General features: G+C 70.5%; 9 protein-coding genes. 7 read left to right on the top strand and 2 right to left on the bottom strand.

Features of this window, described 5'->3' with window-relative positions:
* Positions 1–23 precede the first annotated feature (23 nt).
* From G361_RS51675 to G361_RS0100145, 4 genes are all read left to right on the top strand, one after another.
* Positions 24–1559 (top strand): pseudouridine synthase, encoded by a 1536-nt coding sequence (locus tag G361_RS51675; protein WP_019925000.1) that lies wholly within the window; start codon positions 24–26, stop codon positions 1557–1559.
* Positions 1560–1588: 29 nt separating this feature from the next.
* Entirely contained in the window at positions 1589–2311 is a 723-nt protein-coding gene (cmk, locus tag G361_RS0100135; protein ID WP_026342537.1) for a (d)CMP kinase, read from the top strand.
* Complete coding sequence (gene der, locus G361_RS0100140; RefSeq protein ID WP_019925002.1) at positions 2308–3729, top strand: ribosome biogenesis GTPase Der; 1422 nt, start codon at positions 2308–2310, stop codon at positions 3727–3729. The genes cmk and der overlap by 4 nt, the downstream gene beginning before the upstream one ends.
* Positions 3730–3929: 200 nt before the next feature.
* Positions 3930–5375, top strand: a complete 1446-nt coding sequence (locus tag G361_RS0100145; protein ID WP_019925003.1) for a PLP-dependent cysteine synthase family protein — start codon at positions 3930–3932, stop codon at positions 5373–5375.
* Positions 5376–5402: 27 nt separating this feature from the next.
* Here G361_RS0100145 and G361_RS0100150 read toward each other — a convergent pair whose 3' ends face one another.
* Positions 5403–6086: an SGNH/GDSL hydrolase family protein gene (locus G361_RS0100150; RefSeq protein ID WP_019925004.1), complete on the bottom strand. Its 684-nt coding sequence runs from the start codon at positions 6084–6086 to the stop codon at positions 5403–5405.
* Positions 6087–6365: 279 nt separating this feature from the next.
* On the opposite strand from G361_RS0100150, the gene G361_RS0100155 reads away from it, so the two are divergent.
* On the top strand, positions 6366–7187 hold the full coding sequence (locus G361_RS0100155; protein ID WP_019925005.1) for an SDR family oxidoreductase: 822 nt from the start codon (positions 6366–6368) through the stop codon (positions 7185–7187).
* 7 nt (positions 7188–7194) lie between these two features.
* Here G361_RS0100155 and G361_RS0100160 read toward each other — a convergent pair whose 3' ends face one another.
* Entirely contained in the window at positions 7195–8538 is a 1344-nt protein-coding gene (locus G361_RS0100160) for a GDSL-type esterase/lipase family protein (protein WP_019925006.1), read from the bottom strand.
* Positions 8539–8768: 230 nt separating this feature from the next.
* On the opposite strand from G361_RS0100160, the gene G361_RS0100165 reads away from it, so the two are divergent.
* Together G361_RS0100165 and G361_RS0100170 are read left to right on the top strand one after the other, a co-directional pair.
* Entirely contained in the window at positions 8769–15311 is a 6543-nt protein-coding gene (locus G361_RS0100165) for a type I polyketide synthase (protein ID WP_019925007.1), read from the top strand.
* A gap of 15 nt (positions 15312–15326) precedes the next feature.
* The gene (locus G361_RS0100170) at positions 15327–16202 is read left to right on the top strand and encodes a hypothetical protein (protein WP_019925008.1); all 876 of its coding nucleotides are present in this window, start codon (positions 15327–15329) and stop codon (positions 16200–16202) included.
* Positions 16203–16206: the final 4 nt, after the last annotated feature.

The following is a 16206-nucleotide window of genomic DNA, read 5'->3' on the forward strand; positions in this document are numbered from 1 at the left end:
GCCTGCGAACAACCAGAGGAACTGTGAACACACCCGCTCGCCGAGATGGCACACCGGATGACAGAAGACGTGGCGCCGAACCCAGAGGTGGTTCGGGCCGGGGACGCGGACCCGCGTCCCCACGAGGCGCTCGGGGGGAGCGCGGATACGGGGACGGCGATCGTCGCTACGGCGATACGCCACGCGGCGGATCCGGTGATCGCGGCCGCCGCGGGTCGGGGGATTCCGGCGGTTACGGCGACGCCGGCCGCGGCGGTTCCGGCCGGACCGGTTACGACCGCGACGGATACGGCAATGCCGGCCGCGGCGCGCGCGGTGGATCCGGCGGTGGCCAGGGCGACCGCAGCGGATCCGCGTCCCGCGACTACGGGCAGAACCGGTACGGCGACTCGTCGCGCGGCTCGTACGGCGACTCGGCCCGGGGGTCGTACGGCGACTCCGGCGGCCGCGGCGCTCGCGACGCCGACCGCGGCGGGTACGGATCGTCGCGCGGCGGCGGCTACAGCGACGACGCACGCGGTGGCCGGAGCGGCGATCGCGGCGCGTCCCGTGGCTCGGCCGGTGGCCGTGGCACGGTCGCGGGCCGTGGACGCCCGAATACGGGCCGGGACGGGTACGCCGAGGACGGCCGGTCCGGCCGCCCCGAGCGCAGCGGCGGCTCGACCGGATTCGGTAGCGGCCGCCCGGTCCCGCCGAAGCCGGCCCGCAAGACCAAGCCGGAGCGGCAGAAGCGCCAGCCGACCGTGCTGAGCTTCGCCAAGCCCGCGCGGCGGCAGAACGTCGACGCGGTCGCGGAGGTCCCGAGTCCGAAGAAGCTGCCCTGGGGTGAGGGCGAACGGCTGCAGAAGGTGCTGGCGAAGGCCGGTGTCGCCTCCCGGCGCGCCGCCGAGGAACTCATCGACGAGGGCCGGGTCGAGGTCGACGGAGCCGTCGTGCGCGAGCAGGGCCTGCGCGTCGATCCGGAGACGGCGGTCGTGCGGGTCGACGGCGTGCGCGTCGTCGTGCGCGAGGAGCAGGTGTATCTCGCGCTCAACAAGCCGAAGGGCTGGCAGTCGACCATGTCCGACGAGCTGAACCGTCCCTGCGTCGGCGATCTGGTCGCCGAGCGGGTGATGGCCGGGCAGCGGCTGTTCCACGTCGGCCGTCTCGACGCCGATACCGAGGGCCTGCTGCTGCTCACCAACGACGGTGATCTCGCGCACCGGCTGATGCACCCGTCGTTCCAGGTGTCGAAGACCTATCTGGCGACCGTGCACGGCGAGGTGAAGCGCGAGACGAGCAAGCTGCTCCACCAGGGCGTCGAACTCGAGGACGGTCCCGCGAAGGTCGACCGGTTCCAGGTGCTGGAGTACGGCGACGGCAAATCGCTGGTCAAGGTGGTGCTGCACGAGGGCCGCAAGCACATCGTGCGCCGCCTGCTGGCCGAGGTGGACCATCCGGTGATCGGTCTGGTCCGGACGCATATCGGCCCGGTCGCACTCGGCGACCAACGGCCGGGCACCCTGCGGGTGCTCGGTCGCGACGAAATCGGAAAGCTGTACGAGGCGGTGTCGTTGTGAACGGCGGTGTGAAGACCGTGGGGGTCTACATGGGCAATGATGTTTCGGACCGATTGCTCGGATCGTCGCCGCTGGTCGTGGCGATGGACGGGCCTTCCGGTACCGGCAAGTCCAGTGTGTCCCGGCGGCTGGCGACGCGGCTGGGTGCCCGCTATCTCGACACCGGCGCGATGTACCGGGTGGCCACGCTGCGCGTACTGCGCACCGGCGCCGATCTGGCCGATCCGTCGGCGATCGCGGCGGTCGTGAAGGATCTGCCGCTGGCCATCGGCACCGATCCCAGCCGCGAGTCGATCGCGCTCGACGGCGAGGACGTCTCCGGTGAGATCCGCGGTAATGCGGTGACCAAGGCGGTGTCGGCCGTCTCGGCGGTGCCCGAGGTCCGCGAACAGCTGGTCGCGATGCAGCGCGAGCTCACCGCGGCCGCCGGGCGGATCGTCGTCGAGGGTCGCGACATCGGCACGGTCGTGCTGACCGACGCCGACGCCAAGATCTACCTGACCGCCTCCGCCGAGGCCCGCGCGTCCCGGCGCAATCAGCAGAACATCGCGGAGGGCCGTGGCGACGATTACGCGGCGGTCCTCGCCGACGTGCAGCGCCGCGACAACCTGGACTCGACCCGCGCGGTGTCGCCGCTGCGGGCCGCGGAGGACGCGGTACTGGTCGACACCAGTGACCTCAGTATGGACGAGGTCATCGACGAGCTGTACAACGTTGTGGCGGAACGAATTTCGGTGGGAGGTCGCGAATGACCGGAATCGAGACCGCCGACGGCACCTGGTCCGACGAATCCGATTGGGAGATCGCCGATTCGGTCGAGGGGGACGAGTTCGGCGATCACGTCCCGATGCCGACGCTGGCCGTGGTCGGCCGCCCGAACGTCGGCAAATCCACTCTGGTGAACCGGATCCTGGGCCGCCGCGAGGCGGTCGTGGAGGATGTGCCCGGCGTGACCCGGGACCGGATCTCCTACGAGGCGCAGTGGGCCGGCCGGAAATTCCTGGTGCAGGACACCGGCGGCTGGGAGCCCGACGCCAAGGGGTTGCAGCAGGCGGTGGCCCGGCAGGCCGAACTGGCGATGCGGACCGCCGACGCGATCCTGCTCGTCGTCGACGCGACCGTCGGCGCCACCTCGACCGACGAGGCGGTGGCGAAGACGTTGCGCCGCGCGCAGACTCCGGTGATCCTGGTCGCCAACAAGGTCGACGGCGAGCGACTGGAGGCCGAGGCCGCGGTGCTGTGGTCCCTGGGCCTCGGCGAGCCGCGTCTGGTCAGCGCCGCGCACGGCCGCGGCACCGGCGATCTGCTCGACGATGTGCTGGCGGTGCTGCCGGAAACCCCGCGCGAGGACATCGGTCCCCGGACCGGCGGTCCGCGCCGGGTGGCGCTGGTCGGCAAGCCGAACGTCGGCAAGTCGAGCCTGCTGAACAAGCTGGCCGGCGACGAGCGCTCGGTGGTGCACGACGTGGCCGGTACCACCGTCGACCCGGTCGATTCGCTGGTCGAATTGGGCGGTAAGACTTGGCGTTTCGTCGACACCGCGGGCCTGCGCCGCAAGGTCGGCAACGCCGCGGGCGCCGAGTACTACGCCTCGCTGCGCACCAAGTCCGCGATCGAGGCCGCCGAGGTGGCGGTCATGCTGATCGACGCGTCGGTCCCGATCACCGAGCAGGACCTGCGGGTGATCAGCATGGTGGTCGACGCCGGCCGGGCGCTGGTGCTGGCGTTCAACAAATGGGATCTCGTCGACGAGGACCGCCGCGAGCAACTGGAACGCGAGATCGACCGCGAGACGGTGCAGATCCGCTGGGCGGAGCGGGTCAACATCTCCGCCCACACCGGGCGCGCCGTGCAGAAGCTCGTGCCGGTGATGGAGACGGCCCTCGAGTCCTGGGACAAGCGGATTCCCACCGGGCGGCTCAACAACTGGCTCAAGGAGGTCCTCGCCTCCACGCCACCGCCGATGCGCGGCGGCCGGCTGCCCCGCGTCCTGTTCGCCACCCAGGCGGCCACCCGTCCGCCGACGTTCGTGCTGTTCAGCACCGGCTTCCTGGAGGCCGGGTACCGCCGGTTCCTGGAGCGCCGGCTGCGCGAGGAGTTCGGCTTCGACGGGTCCCCGGTGCGGATCTCGGTCCGGGTGCGGGAGAAGCGCGAGCGCGTCAGGAAGTAGCAGATTCGGTTCGTGATCGGGAGATCCGTTGCCTGGCAACGGATCTCCCTTTCCGTTCGCGGGAGTCCGGATACCGGCCGCTGAGTACCGTTCCGGGCCGGGGCGAAGTAATCGGATCGCGCTGACTGCAATTCTGTTGCGGGGCACGTCGTCCTGCGAATCTACAGCCGTGGCACCGCCGGCTAGGATGGCCGGGCGCGGTGACCCGGTACGGATTCGAGGTGGTGCGGGACGTGCACATCGGGGAGGTCGGCGACGTGGGTAGTCACGAGTCCATTGCCGGGGCGATCGGGAATACACCGCTGGTGCGGTTGAATCGGGTGGCCGAGGGGCTCGAGGCCGCCGTCTACGTGAAGCTCGAATATCTGAATCCGCTGGGCAGCGTGAAGGATCGGGCCGCGCTGTCGATGATCGAGGCGGCCGAACGATCCGGCGAGTTGCGGCCCGGCGGGACGGTGGTCGAGGCGACCTCCGGTAACACCGGCATCGCGCTGGCCGCGATCGCCGCCGCGCGCGGCTACCGATCGGTGGTGGTGGTCCCCGACAAGTCCAGCGCCGAGAAGGTCGCACTGTTGCGCGCGTACGGGGCGGAGGTCCATGTCTCGCCGGGCAGCCGCCCCGCACATCATCCGGAGTTCGTGCGCAACGTGGCCCGGCGGCTGGCGGAGGAGATTCCGGGCGGCTGGCTCGCCGGCCAGTACGACAATCCGGCCAATCCGGCGGCGCACCGCGCCACCACCGGACCGGAGATCTGGACCCAGACCGCCGGTGCCGTCACACATTTCGTCGCCGGGGTCGGGACCGGCGGAACCGTCAGCGGTGCGGGCGAATTCCTCAAGGCGGTGTCGCGGGGCGCGGTGCAGGTGATCGGCGCGGACCCGGAGACCTCCGCCTACGGCGGTGGCGACGGCCGGGCCTGGTACGTCGAATCCGTCGGCCACCACCTGCATCCGGAGACCGAGGTCGACCAGTGGCCCTCCTCGTACCACCGGGACGTGGTGGACCGGATCGAACGCGTCGGTGATGCCGAGGCCCTGCGGGTGCTGCACCGGCTGTCCCGCGCGGAGGGCCTGCTGCTCGGTGGTTCCTCCGGTACCGCGATCGCGGCGGCGCTGCGAGTGGCCCGGCCACTGGGCCCGGAATCGGTGGTGGTCGTGATCGCACCGGATTCCGGCCGTTCGTATCTGTCGAAGTATTTCGACGACGACTGGCTGGGCCGCCTGGGATTCCCGCTGCTGCGCGAGGGTACCGAGCCGACCGTCGGTGTGGCGCTGACGATTCCGCTCGACGGCCACGTCCGCACCGTGCCGTCCCGCGCCACCGTCGCCGAGGCGCGGGCACTGCTCGGCGGGGCACCGGCGTTGCCGGTGTTGTTGCAGCGCAAGGTCTCCGGACCGGCACAGATCGCGGAGGTGCTCGGCGCGGCGAGTGCGGTGACCCTGGACCGGGTCCCGGACACCGACCCGGTGACCGCGCACCTGAGCGCGCCGCTGCCGGTGGTGGGCACCACCGACCCCATTTCCCGTGCGGCCGAGCGAATTTCCGGATACGCCGGACCGGTGGTGGTCGCGCATGAGGGGCGCGGCGTCACCCTGGTCGACGCGACGGAGATCGCCGCCGCCGGGGTGGACTACCGAGGCCGGTGACGGGTGCCCGGAAGGTGCTGTGCCGCCTCAGTTGCCACCGGCGGCCGCGGCCAGTGCCTTCACCACTTCGGCGGCGACGACGGCGTGGCCGGAGATGTTGAAATGAATGTTGTCGGCGGACATCACATTCCGGCGTTGGCCGACGGGATGCCACCACAGGTCGACCAGGATCGCGTCGTGCCGATCGGCGACCCGGCGGATCACCTTGTTGATCCGATCCAGGCGATCACGGAACGGAGCCAGTGCGGGAACATCCATCGGGACCGCGTCGGCGATGGTCATGGTGGCGATCCGGGCGCCGATCTTGCGGCCCGCGGCGAAGATTCGCTCCAGATTGTCTTCGGCGGCTTCGTAATCGGGCTCGTCCGTCCAGAGATCGTTACCGCCACACGCGACATACAACAGATCCGGCTCGAAAGCGATTGCCGCGTCGAGTTGTTCGTCCGCGACCTGACGGGTGGTGGCGTTGATCCGGCCGACATTGAGGAATTCGACCTCGCCGATCGCCGCCCGTAACACGCTGATCACCCGTGGGGCCCAATATACTTCGCGGTATCCGGGGCTGGCGTCGCCGGTGCCGCGGGCGGTACTGTCACCGACGAGGGCGATCCGCCGCCAGGGAGCGGTGCGCAACATCTCGACGGCAATGTCGTCGGCGAGGCAATCCGGATCGGTGTCCTCGGTGTAGCCCAGCCCGGTCGGATTCGCCATGACTTTCTCCTCTTGGTGCGTTGCCGCCGCGGAGCGATGCGCGGGGGTACCATCGATCATAGATCAAAGAACGAACGTACGTGCGGTCGAACTTACCGGCCATCCGGTCGGTGGTCAAGGTTGGTGCAGGTCCGTTCGGCGTCCGCCCGGCTAGGGGGCGGATAGGGGTTTACCTGCGCAGTCGTTGCGGGCGAGCCTGGTCGCATCGGCGAACGGTCGTTCGGACTGGAATGCGCCTCTCGGCGCTCGTAGCTCGTCGACAGAATTCCAGGAGGAGCTGTGAAAGATCTCAAGGATCGGACCGTGCTGCTGACCGGTGCTTCCGGTGGCATCGGCAAACAGGTGGCCCGGTTGCTGGCGGCCCAGGGCGCGCACGTGGCGCTGGTCGGCCGGCAATCGGACATCCTCGGCACACTCGCCGAGGAACTGCGTGGCGCCGGGGTGAAGGCCGAGCCGGTGATCGGCGATCTGGCCGACCTCGAGTCGCTCGACGATCTGGTCGACCGGGCCGAGCAGGCGCTGGGTCCCATCGACGTACTGATCAACAACGCGGGTGTCGAACTCGCTGCCGCCTTGACGAGATACGAGCCGGCCGAACTGAATTGGATCCTGAACGTCAATCTGACCGCACCCATGCTGCTGACCCGGCGGGTGCTGCCGGGCATGGCGGAGCGCGGCCGCGGCCACGTCGTGTTCGTCTCCAGCGGCGCGGCCAAGGTGGCGCCGGCCTATCAGGCGCCGTACGCCGCCACCAAGGCCGGCCTCGCGGCCCTGTCGCAGTCGCTGCGCGCCGAGTACAGCAACACCCCGCTCGGCTTCTCGGTGGTGCTGCCGGGCTTCGTGAAAGGTGATGGCATGTACCAGGTTTGGGTCGACAAGGGGGTGAAGGCGAGCCCGATGCTCGGATCCACCACGGTGGACCGGATCGCCGGGAAGATCGTCGGCGCCATCCGCCGCGACAAATCCGAGGTGCTGGACATGGGAATGCCGGTGCGGTCGATGTTCGCGACCACACAGCTGTCGCCGGGCTTCGCCGATCGGCTGGCCCGGCGCATGTCCCCGGTCTTCCGCACTCAGGCGAAGACGCGAGATCGGCTGTAACACAACACTATCGGCACCGAGATCCTTGGAAGGCGCCGAGATCGACACTGTCGGCCATCGCCTGGTGCCCCCGCGGATTGGGGTGCACCAGGGTGGGCGACACCAGATCCGGCCGCTGCGCGGCCGGATCTGCCGGGTCGCGCAGCACCGCGTCGAAGTCGATCACGTCGTCGGCCACGTGTTGCGTGCGAATCCAGGCATTCACCTGTTGCCGGACCGGATCGGAATTCGGTGATATACCGCCGGCGATGAACGACCGGACCGAGGGCGGAATCGTCGCCAGATGCAATCGGATACCTGCCGCGTGCAGCCGGTTCGCGATATCGGTGTACGCGGCGGCGAGCTGCTCCGGCGTCTGTGTCGGCGGAAATGCGAGATCGTTGGTCCCCATCGCGAGAATGACATCGCTGATTCCCGCGGTATCGATCACGTCGCGCTGCAGTCGCGCCAGCGCACCGGGTCCGGTCTGCGGGATCGTTTCATCGAGGACCACCCGGTTCCCCCAGGTGCTCGAATTCAATACCGAGAGCGGAATTCCGGCAGCGTTCAAACGGCGCTGCAGAAAATCGGTGTACCGGAGATTGCGGTCCACGATTGCCGGATCCTGCGGTCCCTCGTAATATGTCGCACCCTCGTATCCGGTGCTGATCGAATCGCCCACCGTCACGACGCTGGAATATTGCGCGGGCGCCAGGACGTCCACGCCGAAGGCGAACAGCACGCTCGTGGTGTTCATGGTCAGCGCGGCCCCGGCCGGGTCGGTGGTCTGATCACCGGAGCCGGGCGGCCCGTAGTAGCTGGTCGACAGGCCGACGATGTTCTCGGCCGCCAGGACCGACAGGCCGGGCACGAAGACGCTGACGGAAAGCGGTGTGAACGCGTCGAAATCGAGATCGATCGGGTCACTGACCAGGTCGGCGTCCGGCGCGGCGGTCACCGACGCCTGTCCGCCGAAGGTGACGTGGCGGAGCGTGTCGGGCCGCACGGACGACCCCTGATCCTGCTCGGCCAGCGTGACCGCGCCGAAGGTGACCGGCAGCGGATTGTGCCGGTTGGTGAGGTGCAGCCGCAGCGTCTGCCCGCCGAGGTGCGGCACGACCACGATCCGATATGTCTGGTCGAACAACGACCTGGTGGGGGTGAGGGCCATGTCGGAGACGGGCATGGCGTCCGACGGTGACATCAGCCAGCTGCCCACCCAGTGCGGACCGCCGCAGCCGCCGTCGGCCGGGTCGGCGTGCGCGGCCGACGCCGTCGCCGTGGCGAGCAGGCAGGCCAGCGCGAACGCCGGCAGTGCTGCTCGATATTTTTTCGGAATTCCCAGGCCGTGTGGATTTCCGGTGCGTTTCATACCAGTGACCTAACTGTGTTCCGGCCCGGCTTCGGGCAGGGCAACGCGAATGACAGTGCGCCGCCGCGAGTATAGGCAGAACTCGCAGGCTTCGTCCGCCCCCGTTCCGACAGTTAGGGGCCGTCTAGGGGTTACCGCCATTCCGGCTCGGCGGCGACGATGGGATCGTTCGCGGCGTATGCAGTCGTTCCGCCGCGAAGACCGAACCCTGCCGAATTCTGGAGACGGGTATGGCGACCGAAGAAAAACTGCGCACCTATCTGAAGCGGGCGGCTATCGACCTGCACAAGACCCGGCAGCGTTTGCAGGAACTGGAGTCGCGGACGGTGGAGCCGATCGCGATCATCGGCATGGCCTGCCGCTTTCCCGGTGGCGTGAGCTCGCCGGAGGAGCTGTGGCGGGTCGTGGCCGACGGCCGCGACGTGATCTCGGAGTTCCCCGACGACCGCGGCTGGGATGTTGCCGGGCTGTACCACCCGGATCCCGACCACGAGGGCACCTCCTACGCCCGTGAGGGCGGATTCCTGCGTGGCGCAGCCGATTTCGACGCCGCGTTCTTCGGGGTGAGCCCGAAGGAAGCGCTGGCGATGGAACCGCAGCAGCGGCACCTGCTGGAGGTGTCCTGGGAGGCGCTCGAGCGGGCGAACCTGGACCCGACCACGTTGCGCGGCAGCACGACCGGAGTGTTCACCGGCATCATCGAGGTCCAGTACGGGCCCAGCATCGCGCAGGACCGCAGCGGTCTCGCGGGGCTGCTGCTGATCGGGCGCACCACGAGCGTCGCGTCCGGCCGGGTGGCCTACGCGCTCGGGCTCGAGGGTCCCGCGGTGTCCATCGATACCGCGTGTTCGTCGTCGCTGGTGGCGATGCACGACGCGGCGCGTGCGCTGCGCTCCGGCGAGTGCACTCTCGCGCTGGCCGGCGGCGTGACGGTGATGCCGACGGCGGAGGCGTTCATCGCCTTCTCCCGGCAGCGGGTGATCTCGCCGGACGGGCGGGCCAAGCCGTTCTCCGCCGACGCCAACGGCACCGCATGGTCCGAGGGTGTCGGAATGCTTGTGCTGGAACGTCTTTCGGATGCCCAGCGGAACGGGCATCGGGTCCTCGCGGTCATCCGCGGCTCCGCGGTGAATTCGGACGGCGCCTCCAACGGGCTGACCGCGCCCAACGGCCCGTCCCAGCGGCGGGTGATCGAAGCGGCACTCAACAGCGCGAAACTGACCACCGCCGATGTCGACGTCGTGGAGGCGCACGGTACCGGCACGCCGCTCGGCGACCCGATCGAGGCGCAGGCCCTGCTGGCCACCTACGGACGTGGCCGCCGGACGCCGCTGTGGCTCGGCTCGGTGAAATCGAATATGGGCCATACCAGCGCGGCCGCCGGTGTCGCGGGTGTGATCAAGATGGTCATGGCGATGCGCAACGAGACCGTGCCGCCGACGTTGCACGTGGGAGAGCCGTCCCCGCACGTGGATTGGACCGCGGGCGAGGTCCGGCTGGCCACCGAGGCGCAGGCCTGGCCCCGTGACGGCCGGCCGCGGCGCGCGGGGGTGTCCGCCTTCGGAATCAGCGGCACCAACGCACACGTGATCCTGGAGCAGTACGAGAAGCCCGCGCCCGTCGCGGAACCGGCCGACGGCGCGGAGGCCGCCGAGCCCGCGGAAACGACTGCGGTGCAACCGATATCGGTCGAGGAGCCGGCAGTGCCGCCGGTGCTCGGCTGGGTGCTGTCCGGCGGCACCGGGCCCGCGCGGGACGAGCAGGCGCGGCGGCTGGCGGCATTCGTCGCGGCGCACCCCGAGGCGACCGCGGAGGGCATCGGGTACGCGCTCGCGGCCGGCCGGGCCCGGCTGACGCACCGCGCGGTCCTGCTCGGTGCGGACCGCGCGGAACTGGTGACCGCGCTGGACGCCCTGAACGACTCGCGCACCTCACCGAATGTCGTGGTGGGACAGGCACTTCCCGGCGCGAAGACGGCGTTGCTGTTCCCCGGTCAGGGTGCGCAGCGGGTCGGCATGGGCCGTGCCCTGTACGACCACTACCCGGTCTACGCGGCCGCCTTCGACGAGATGTGCGCGTACTTCGACGGCCGGTTCGATCCGCCGTTGCGGGAGGTGATCTTCGCCGAGCCCGACAGCGCCGCCGCGGGCCTGCTCGCGCAGACCTCCTACACCCAGGCCGCGCTGTTCTGTGTCGAGGTCGCGACCTTCCGGTTGTTCGAATCTTTCGGTGTGCGACCGGATCTGCTGATGGGCCATTCCATCGGTGAGGTGACCGCCGCCCATCTGGCCGGCGTCTGGTCGGCGGAGGACGCGGCGAAACTCGTTGCGGCACGGGGCCTGCTGATGCAGGCGCTGCCCGAGGGCGGCGCCATGCTGTCGGTGCCGATGTCCGAGGCGGAGGTGACCCCGATGCTGGCCGGTCGCTCGGGCCGGATCGCCGTCGCGGCGGTCAACGGCCCCGCGACGGTGGTGGTCTCCGGGGACGAATCCGCGGTCGACGAGGTGGCGGCGGTGGTCGCCGAGCGCGGGCACACCGCGCGGCGGCTGCGGGTCAGTCATGCGTTCCACTCGCCGCGGATGGATCCGATTCTCGCCGACTTCGCCGGTGTCTGCGCGAGCCTGACCTATCACCCGCCGACGATTCCGGTGATGTCCAACGTCACCGGCGAACTCGCCGACCCGCAGCAGCTGTGCGATCCGGACTACTGGGTGCGGCACGTGCGGGAGCCGGTCCGGTATCTCGCCGGCATCCGAGCGGCCCGGGAGTACGGCGCGACGGTGTTCCTCGAGGCGGGTCCCGGTACGACGCTGACGGCCCTGACCCGGGACGGCTTGGCCGACGAGGATACCGATCCGCTGACCGCGGCGCCCGCGCTGGACCCCAAACGCGAAGAGGCGCAGTCGTTCCACGCGGCGCTCGCGGCGGCCTTCGTCGCCGGCACCAACGTCGACTGGGCGGCGGCGCTGGCGGTCGGCCGGTCCCAGCACGTGGATCTGCCCACCTATGCGTTCCAGCGCAAGCGGTTCTGGCTCGACACACCGGTCGGCACCGGAGATCTCAGCGCCGCCGGGCTCGGCACGCTCGGACATCCGTTGCTGGCGGCCATGATTCCACTGGCCGCCGACGCCGGAATGGTGGCGACGGGCCGGCTGTCGGTGGCCGCGCAGCCGTGGCTGGCCGATCACGCGATGGCGGGAACCGTGCTGGTGCCCGGGACCGCCTTCATCGAGATGGCATTGCGGGCAGCCGATCTGGTGGGCGCGACAGGGGTGTCGGAACTGGTGTTGCAGGCGCCGCTGGCGCTGACCGGCACCGGGGTCGATGTTCAGGTGGTCGTCGACGGCGCCGCCGAACCGAGCATCGCGATCTACTCACGGCCGCGCGACACCCCCGGTCCGGACTGGACCTGCCACGCCACCGGTGCGCTGTCGGTCGGCGAGATCGACGTGCCCACAAGTGAATTCACCGCCTGGCCGCCGCGCGACGCGGTCGCGGTCGAGGTGGGCGAGGTCTACGACCGGCTGTCCGAGGCGGGGTACGGCTACGGCCCGGCCTTCCACGGCCTGACCGCGATGTGGCGGCGCGGCGAGGAGCTGTTCGCCGAAGTGGAACTGCCCGAGCAGATCCGCGGCGAGGCGGCGGAATTCGGTATCCATCCGGTGCTGCTGGACGCGGCCCTGCACGCGATGGCGGCCGTGGCCGTCACCGGTGAGGAGGCGGGGCAGCCGGTGCGGCTGCCGTTCGCCTGGGAAGGTGTGTCGCTGCTCGCGGTCGGTGCGACCGCGCTGCGAGTTCATCTGGCGCCCAACGGAACCGATCGGCTGTCGGTCACGGTGGCCGACACCGCGGGCAGTGTCGTCGCGGCGGTGTCCGCGCTGACCGTGCGGGCCCTGTCGGCCGACCGGCTCACCTCGGCCGCCGCGGGCGCCGCGGATCTCTACGCGGTGAACTGGGTGGCGATGCCGCAGAACGCGGCCGAGGGCAGCTGGGAGACCACGGAAACGGCGGCGGCACAGGCATTCCCGGTGGAGAGCTGGACCGGCGCACAGGGCGCGGCCCTGGTGCTGCGCTGCGAGTCCGGTTCCACCGGCGACACCGCCGGGACCGCGGCCCGCGCGCTTGCCACCGTGACCGGCGTGCTCGAGCGGGTGCGCGGCCTGTGGGCCGAGGACCGGCGGCCGGCGCCGACGGTCGTGGTGGTGACCAGCGGCGCGGTCGCCGTCGAGGGTGGCGAGGATGTCACCGACCTGGCCGCGGCCCCGGTCTGGGGCCTGCTGCGCAGTGCCCAGGCCGAGAATCCGGAACGGCTGGTGCTGGTCGACGTGGACGATCCCGGGGCGTACCGCGCCGCCGTGGCCGCCGCGCTCGCCCTGGACGGGGAGCCGCAGGTCGCGGTCCGGGGTGGCGTCGCGCACGTGCCGCGGTTCGCGCGGGCCGGAACCGACAGCGTCGGCGGCGCGGAGCTGATCGGCGCCGGCCCCTGGCGACTGGGCTCGCTGGGCAAGGGCACGCTCGACGGCGACAACATCGTGCTGCGGGCGGACGAGACCGCCGGGGCCGCACTGGAACCCGGGCAGGTACGGGTCCGGCTGCGGGCCACCGGCATGAACTTCCGCGACGTGCTGATCGTGCTGGGCATGTATCCCGATCCGGACGCCCCGATCGGCGGCGAGGGCGCGGGCGTCGTGGTCGACGTGGCCGCCGACGTCACCGAATTCGCGCCGGGGGACCGGGTGATGGGCCTGTTCGCCGGCATCGGCGATACGGTGGTGTCGGATCGCTCGATGGTGGTGCCGATGCCGGAGGGCTGGACCTTCGATCAGGCCGCGGCGGTGCCGGCGGTGTTCGCCACCGCGTACTACGCCCTGGTCGATCTGGCCGCGGTGCGCGAGGGTGAGACCCTGTTGATCCACGCCGCCACCGGCGGTGTCGGTATGGCCGCGACCCAACTGGCCCGGCACCTCGGTCTCGAGGTCTACGCGACGGCCAGCCTGCCGAAGTGGGACACCCTGCGCGGCATGGGTTTCGACGATCGGCACATCGCCAATTCGCGGACGCTCGATTTCGAGGCGGAGTTCCTGGCGGCGACCGGCGGCCGGGGCGTGGACATCGTGCTCGACTCGCTGGCCGGCGAATTCGTCGACGCCTCACTGCGTCTGCTGCCGCGCGGCGGCCGGTTCGTCGAGATGGGCCAGACCGATGTCCGTGACCCCGACGAGGTGGCCACCGACCATCCCGGAGTGACCTACCGCGGCTTCGTGCTGATGGAGGCCGGTCCGCAACGGTTGCACGACATCCTCTCGGAACTGCTGAAGCTGTTCGAATCCGGTGTGCTGCAGCCGCTTCCGGTGACGCCGTGGGATCTGCGGCGGACGCCGGAGGCGTTCCGGTACCTCAGTCAGGCTCGGCACGTCGGCAAGAACGTGCTCACCGTGCCGGTCCCGCTGGATCCGGCGGGCACCGTGGTCGTCACCGGCGGCACCGGCGTGCTGGGAGCGGCGGTCGCGCGGCATCTGGTCCAGGCGCACGGCGCCCGGAATGTGCTGCTGCTCAGCCGTAGTGGCGCCGCGGCCGCGGGTGCGGCCGAACTCGACGCGGAGCTCACCGAACTCGGCGCGCGGGTGCGGATCGCCGCCTGTGACACCGCCGATGCGCAGGCGCTGCGGACCGTCCTCGCGGCGGTGCCGCCGGAGCATCCACTCACCGCCGTCGTGCACGCCGCGGGCGTGATCGACGACGCCCTGTTCACCGATCTCACCACCGAGCAGGTGGCGACGGTGTTCCGGGCCAAGGCGGCCGCGGCCTGGAATCTGCACGAGGCGACCGCCGGACTGGAACTGTCCGCGTTCGTGCTGTACTCGTCCGTCGCCGGTGTGCTCGGTGGCCCCGGGCAGGCCAACTACGCGGCGGCCAACGTGTTCCTGGACGCCCTGGCGGCGCACCGGCACCGGCTCGGACTGCCGGCGTCCTCGCTGGCCTGGGGCATCTGGGAACAGGCCAGCGGCATCACCGGACATCTGTCGGACCAGGACTTCGCCCGCATGCGGCGCGACGGACTGCTGCCGATCCCGACCGCGGACGGCCTGGCGATGCTGGACGGCGCACTGCGGCTGGGACATTCGCTGACCGTCGCCGCCAAACTGGACGTGCCCGCCATCCAGGCGGCCGGCGCCCAGGACGCGACGCTGCTGCCGCCGGCGCTGCGCGGGCTGCTGCGCGGCGTGCGCCGCACGGCCGACAGTTCGGTGGCCGATGCCTCCGCGAAACTCGCGGGGACACTGAGCGGTCGCAGCCGCGGCGATCAGGAAGCGTTGGTACTGGCGACGATTCGCAGCCACGCCGCGGCCGTGCTCGGCCACGAGTCGCCGGAGGCGATCGGGCAGGACCAGGCCTTCACCGATCTCGGCTTCGATTCGCTGGGCGCGGTGGAATTCCGCAACCGCCTGAAGACCGCGACCGGGCTGAAGCTCGCGACCACGGTGGTGTTCGACTATCCGACACCGCTGGCGCTGGCCCGCTACATCCGCGACGAGATCGCCCCCGCGGTCGATCCCACCGCGGTGATCAAGGCCCAGATCGCCTCGCTCGCCGACAGTTGCGACGAGGCCCAATTGGATCCGGATGCGGTGGCGGACATCACGGCCCGCCTGGACGAGTTGCTGCTGCGCCTGCGCGGCGGCGAACTCGACGGGATCCTCGACGATTTGGACACCGCCGGTGACGACGAACTGTTCGAGTTCATCGACCAGCCGGCTCCGCCGACCGCCTGACCCGGGAGATTCACGATGGCTCTGAAGTTTTCGGCACTGCTGCGCGGCGCGCTGGCGGTGGCCGCGTTGACCGCGGCCACGGTGCCACCGCTCGCGGCGGCCGACGCCGACACCATGACGCCCGAGGTGGTTCCCGTCTCGGACCGGCAGTGCTCGGCCGGCGAGCGCGCGGCGAGCCTGGTCGCCGATCGGCAACGGGTACTGGACCGGCTCGGGCATCTGCGGGTGCTCAACGGTCCCGACGACGTGATGCAACTGGCGGCGCTCGGCGCGTGGGGCCCGGATTCGCACGGCTGGGTGCAGTATCACGACGTCGGGGTCGGCCTGCTGAATCTGCCACGCTCCCTGGACATCATCGCCCGCGGGATCGACGGCGTCACGGCCGGGACGACCGCTCGCGACTCGGTGGTCAGCGGGGAGCCCACCGGCCTGTTCTACCGGTCGCTGGCGCCGAATCCGGTCTACGACGACGCCTACACACCCTCGTTCCCCTACGAGCTCGTCGGCTGGTTCTACGGCGCCGTCTACACCCCCGGGATCACGCCGATCGAGAACGGGCTGTGCGTGTATCCCACCGACTGGGGTTTCCACGAGCGCGGCGTGCACGCCTTCCCGAATTTCGACATGGTGATGCAGCCGCCGGATGAGCCGTGGATGGGGCAGAACCCCGGCACGATTCCGCTGGCGCTGCCGAATCCCCCCGGCCTGGTGCATCCGCGGGCCTGGGATCTGCACATCTGGCTGGTGCCCGGCAGCGACACCCCGATCACCGGCGGTCTCGACACCGCGCAGGAGATCGCGGGTCACGACGGCGGTATCCCCGAGTCGTTCCCGTATCCGCAGGGACCGACGGCGGTGGGGCCGGATCTGCCCGAGCACCACGGACATTGACGGG

It is taken from the genome of Nocardia sp. BMG111209 (assembly GCF_000381925.1).
Taxonomy (GTDB): domain Bacteria; phylum Actinomycetota; class Actinomycetes; order Mycobacteriales; family Mycobacteriaceae; genus Nocardia.

What these genes read in the sequence shown, in the direction of transcription:
- cmk (WP_026342537.1), top strand. Translation starts at nt 1,589, where the DNA reads ATGGGCAATGATGTTTCGGACCGATTGCTCGGATCGTCGCCGCTGGTC.
- der (WP_019925002.1), top strand. Translation starts at nt 2,308, where the DNA reads ATGACCGGAATCGAGACCGCCGACGGCACCTGGTCCGACGAATCCGAT.
- G361_RS0100150 (WP_019925004.1), bottom strand. Translation starts at nt 6,086, where the DNA reads ATGGCGAATCCGACCGGGCTGGGCTACACCGAGGACACCGATCCGGAT.
- G361_RS0100160 (WP_019925006.1), bottom strand. Translation starts at nt 8,538, where the DNA reads ATGAAACGCACCGGAAATCCACACGGCCTGGGAATTCCGAAAAAATAT.
- G361_RS0100165 (WP_019925007.1), top strand. Translation starts at nt 8,769, where the DNA reads ATGGCGACCGAAGAAAAACTGCGCACCTATCTGAAGCGGGCGGCTATC.
- G361_RS0100170 (WP_019925008.1), top strand. Translation starts at nt 15,327, where the DNA reads ATGGCTCTGAAGTTTTCGGCACTGCTGCGCGGCGCGCTGGCGGTGGCC.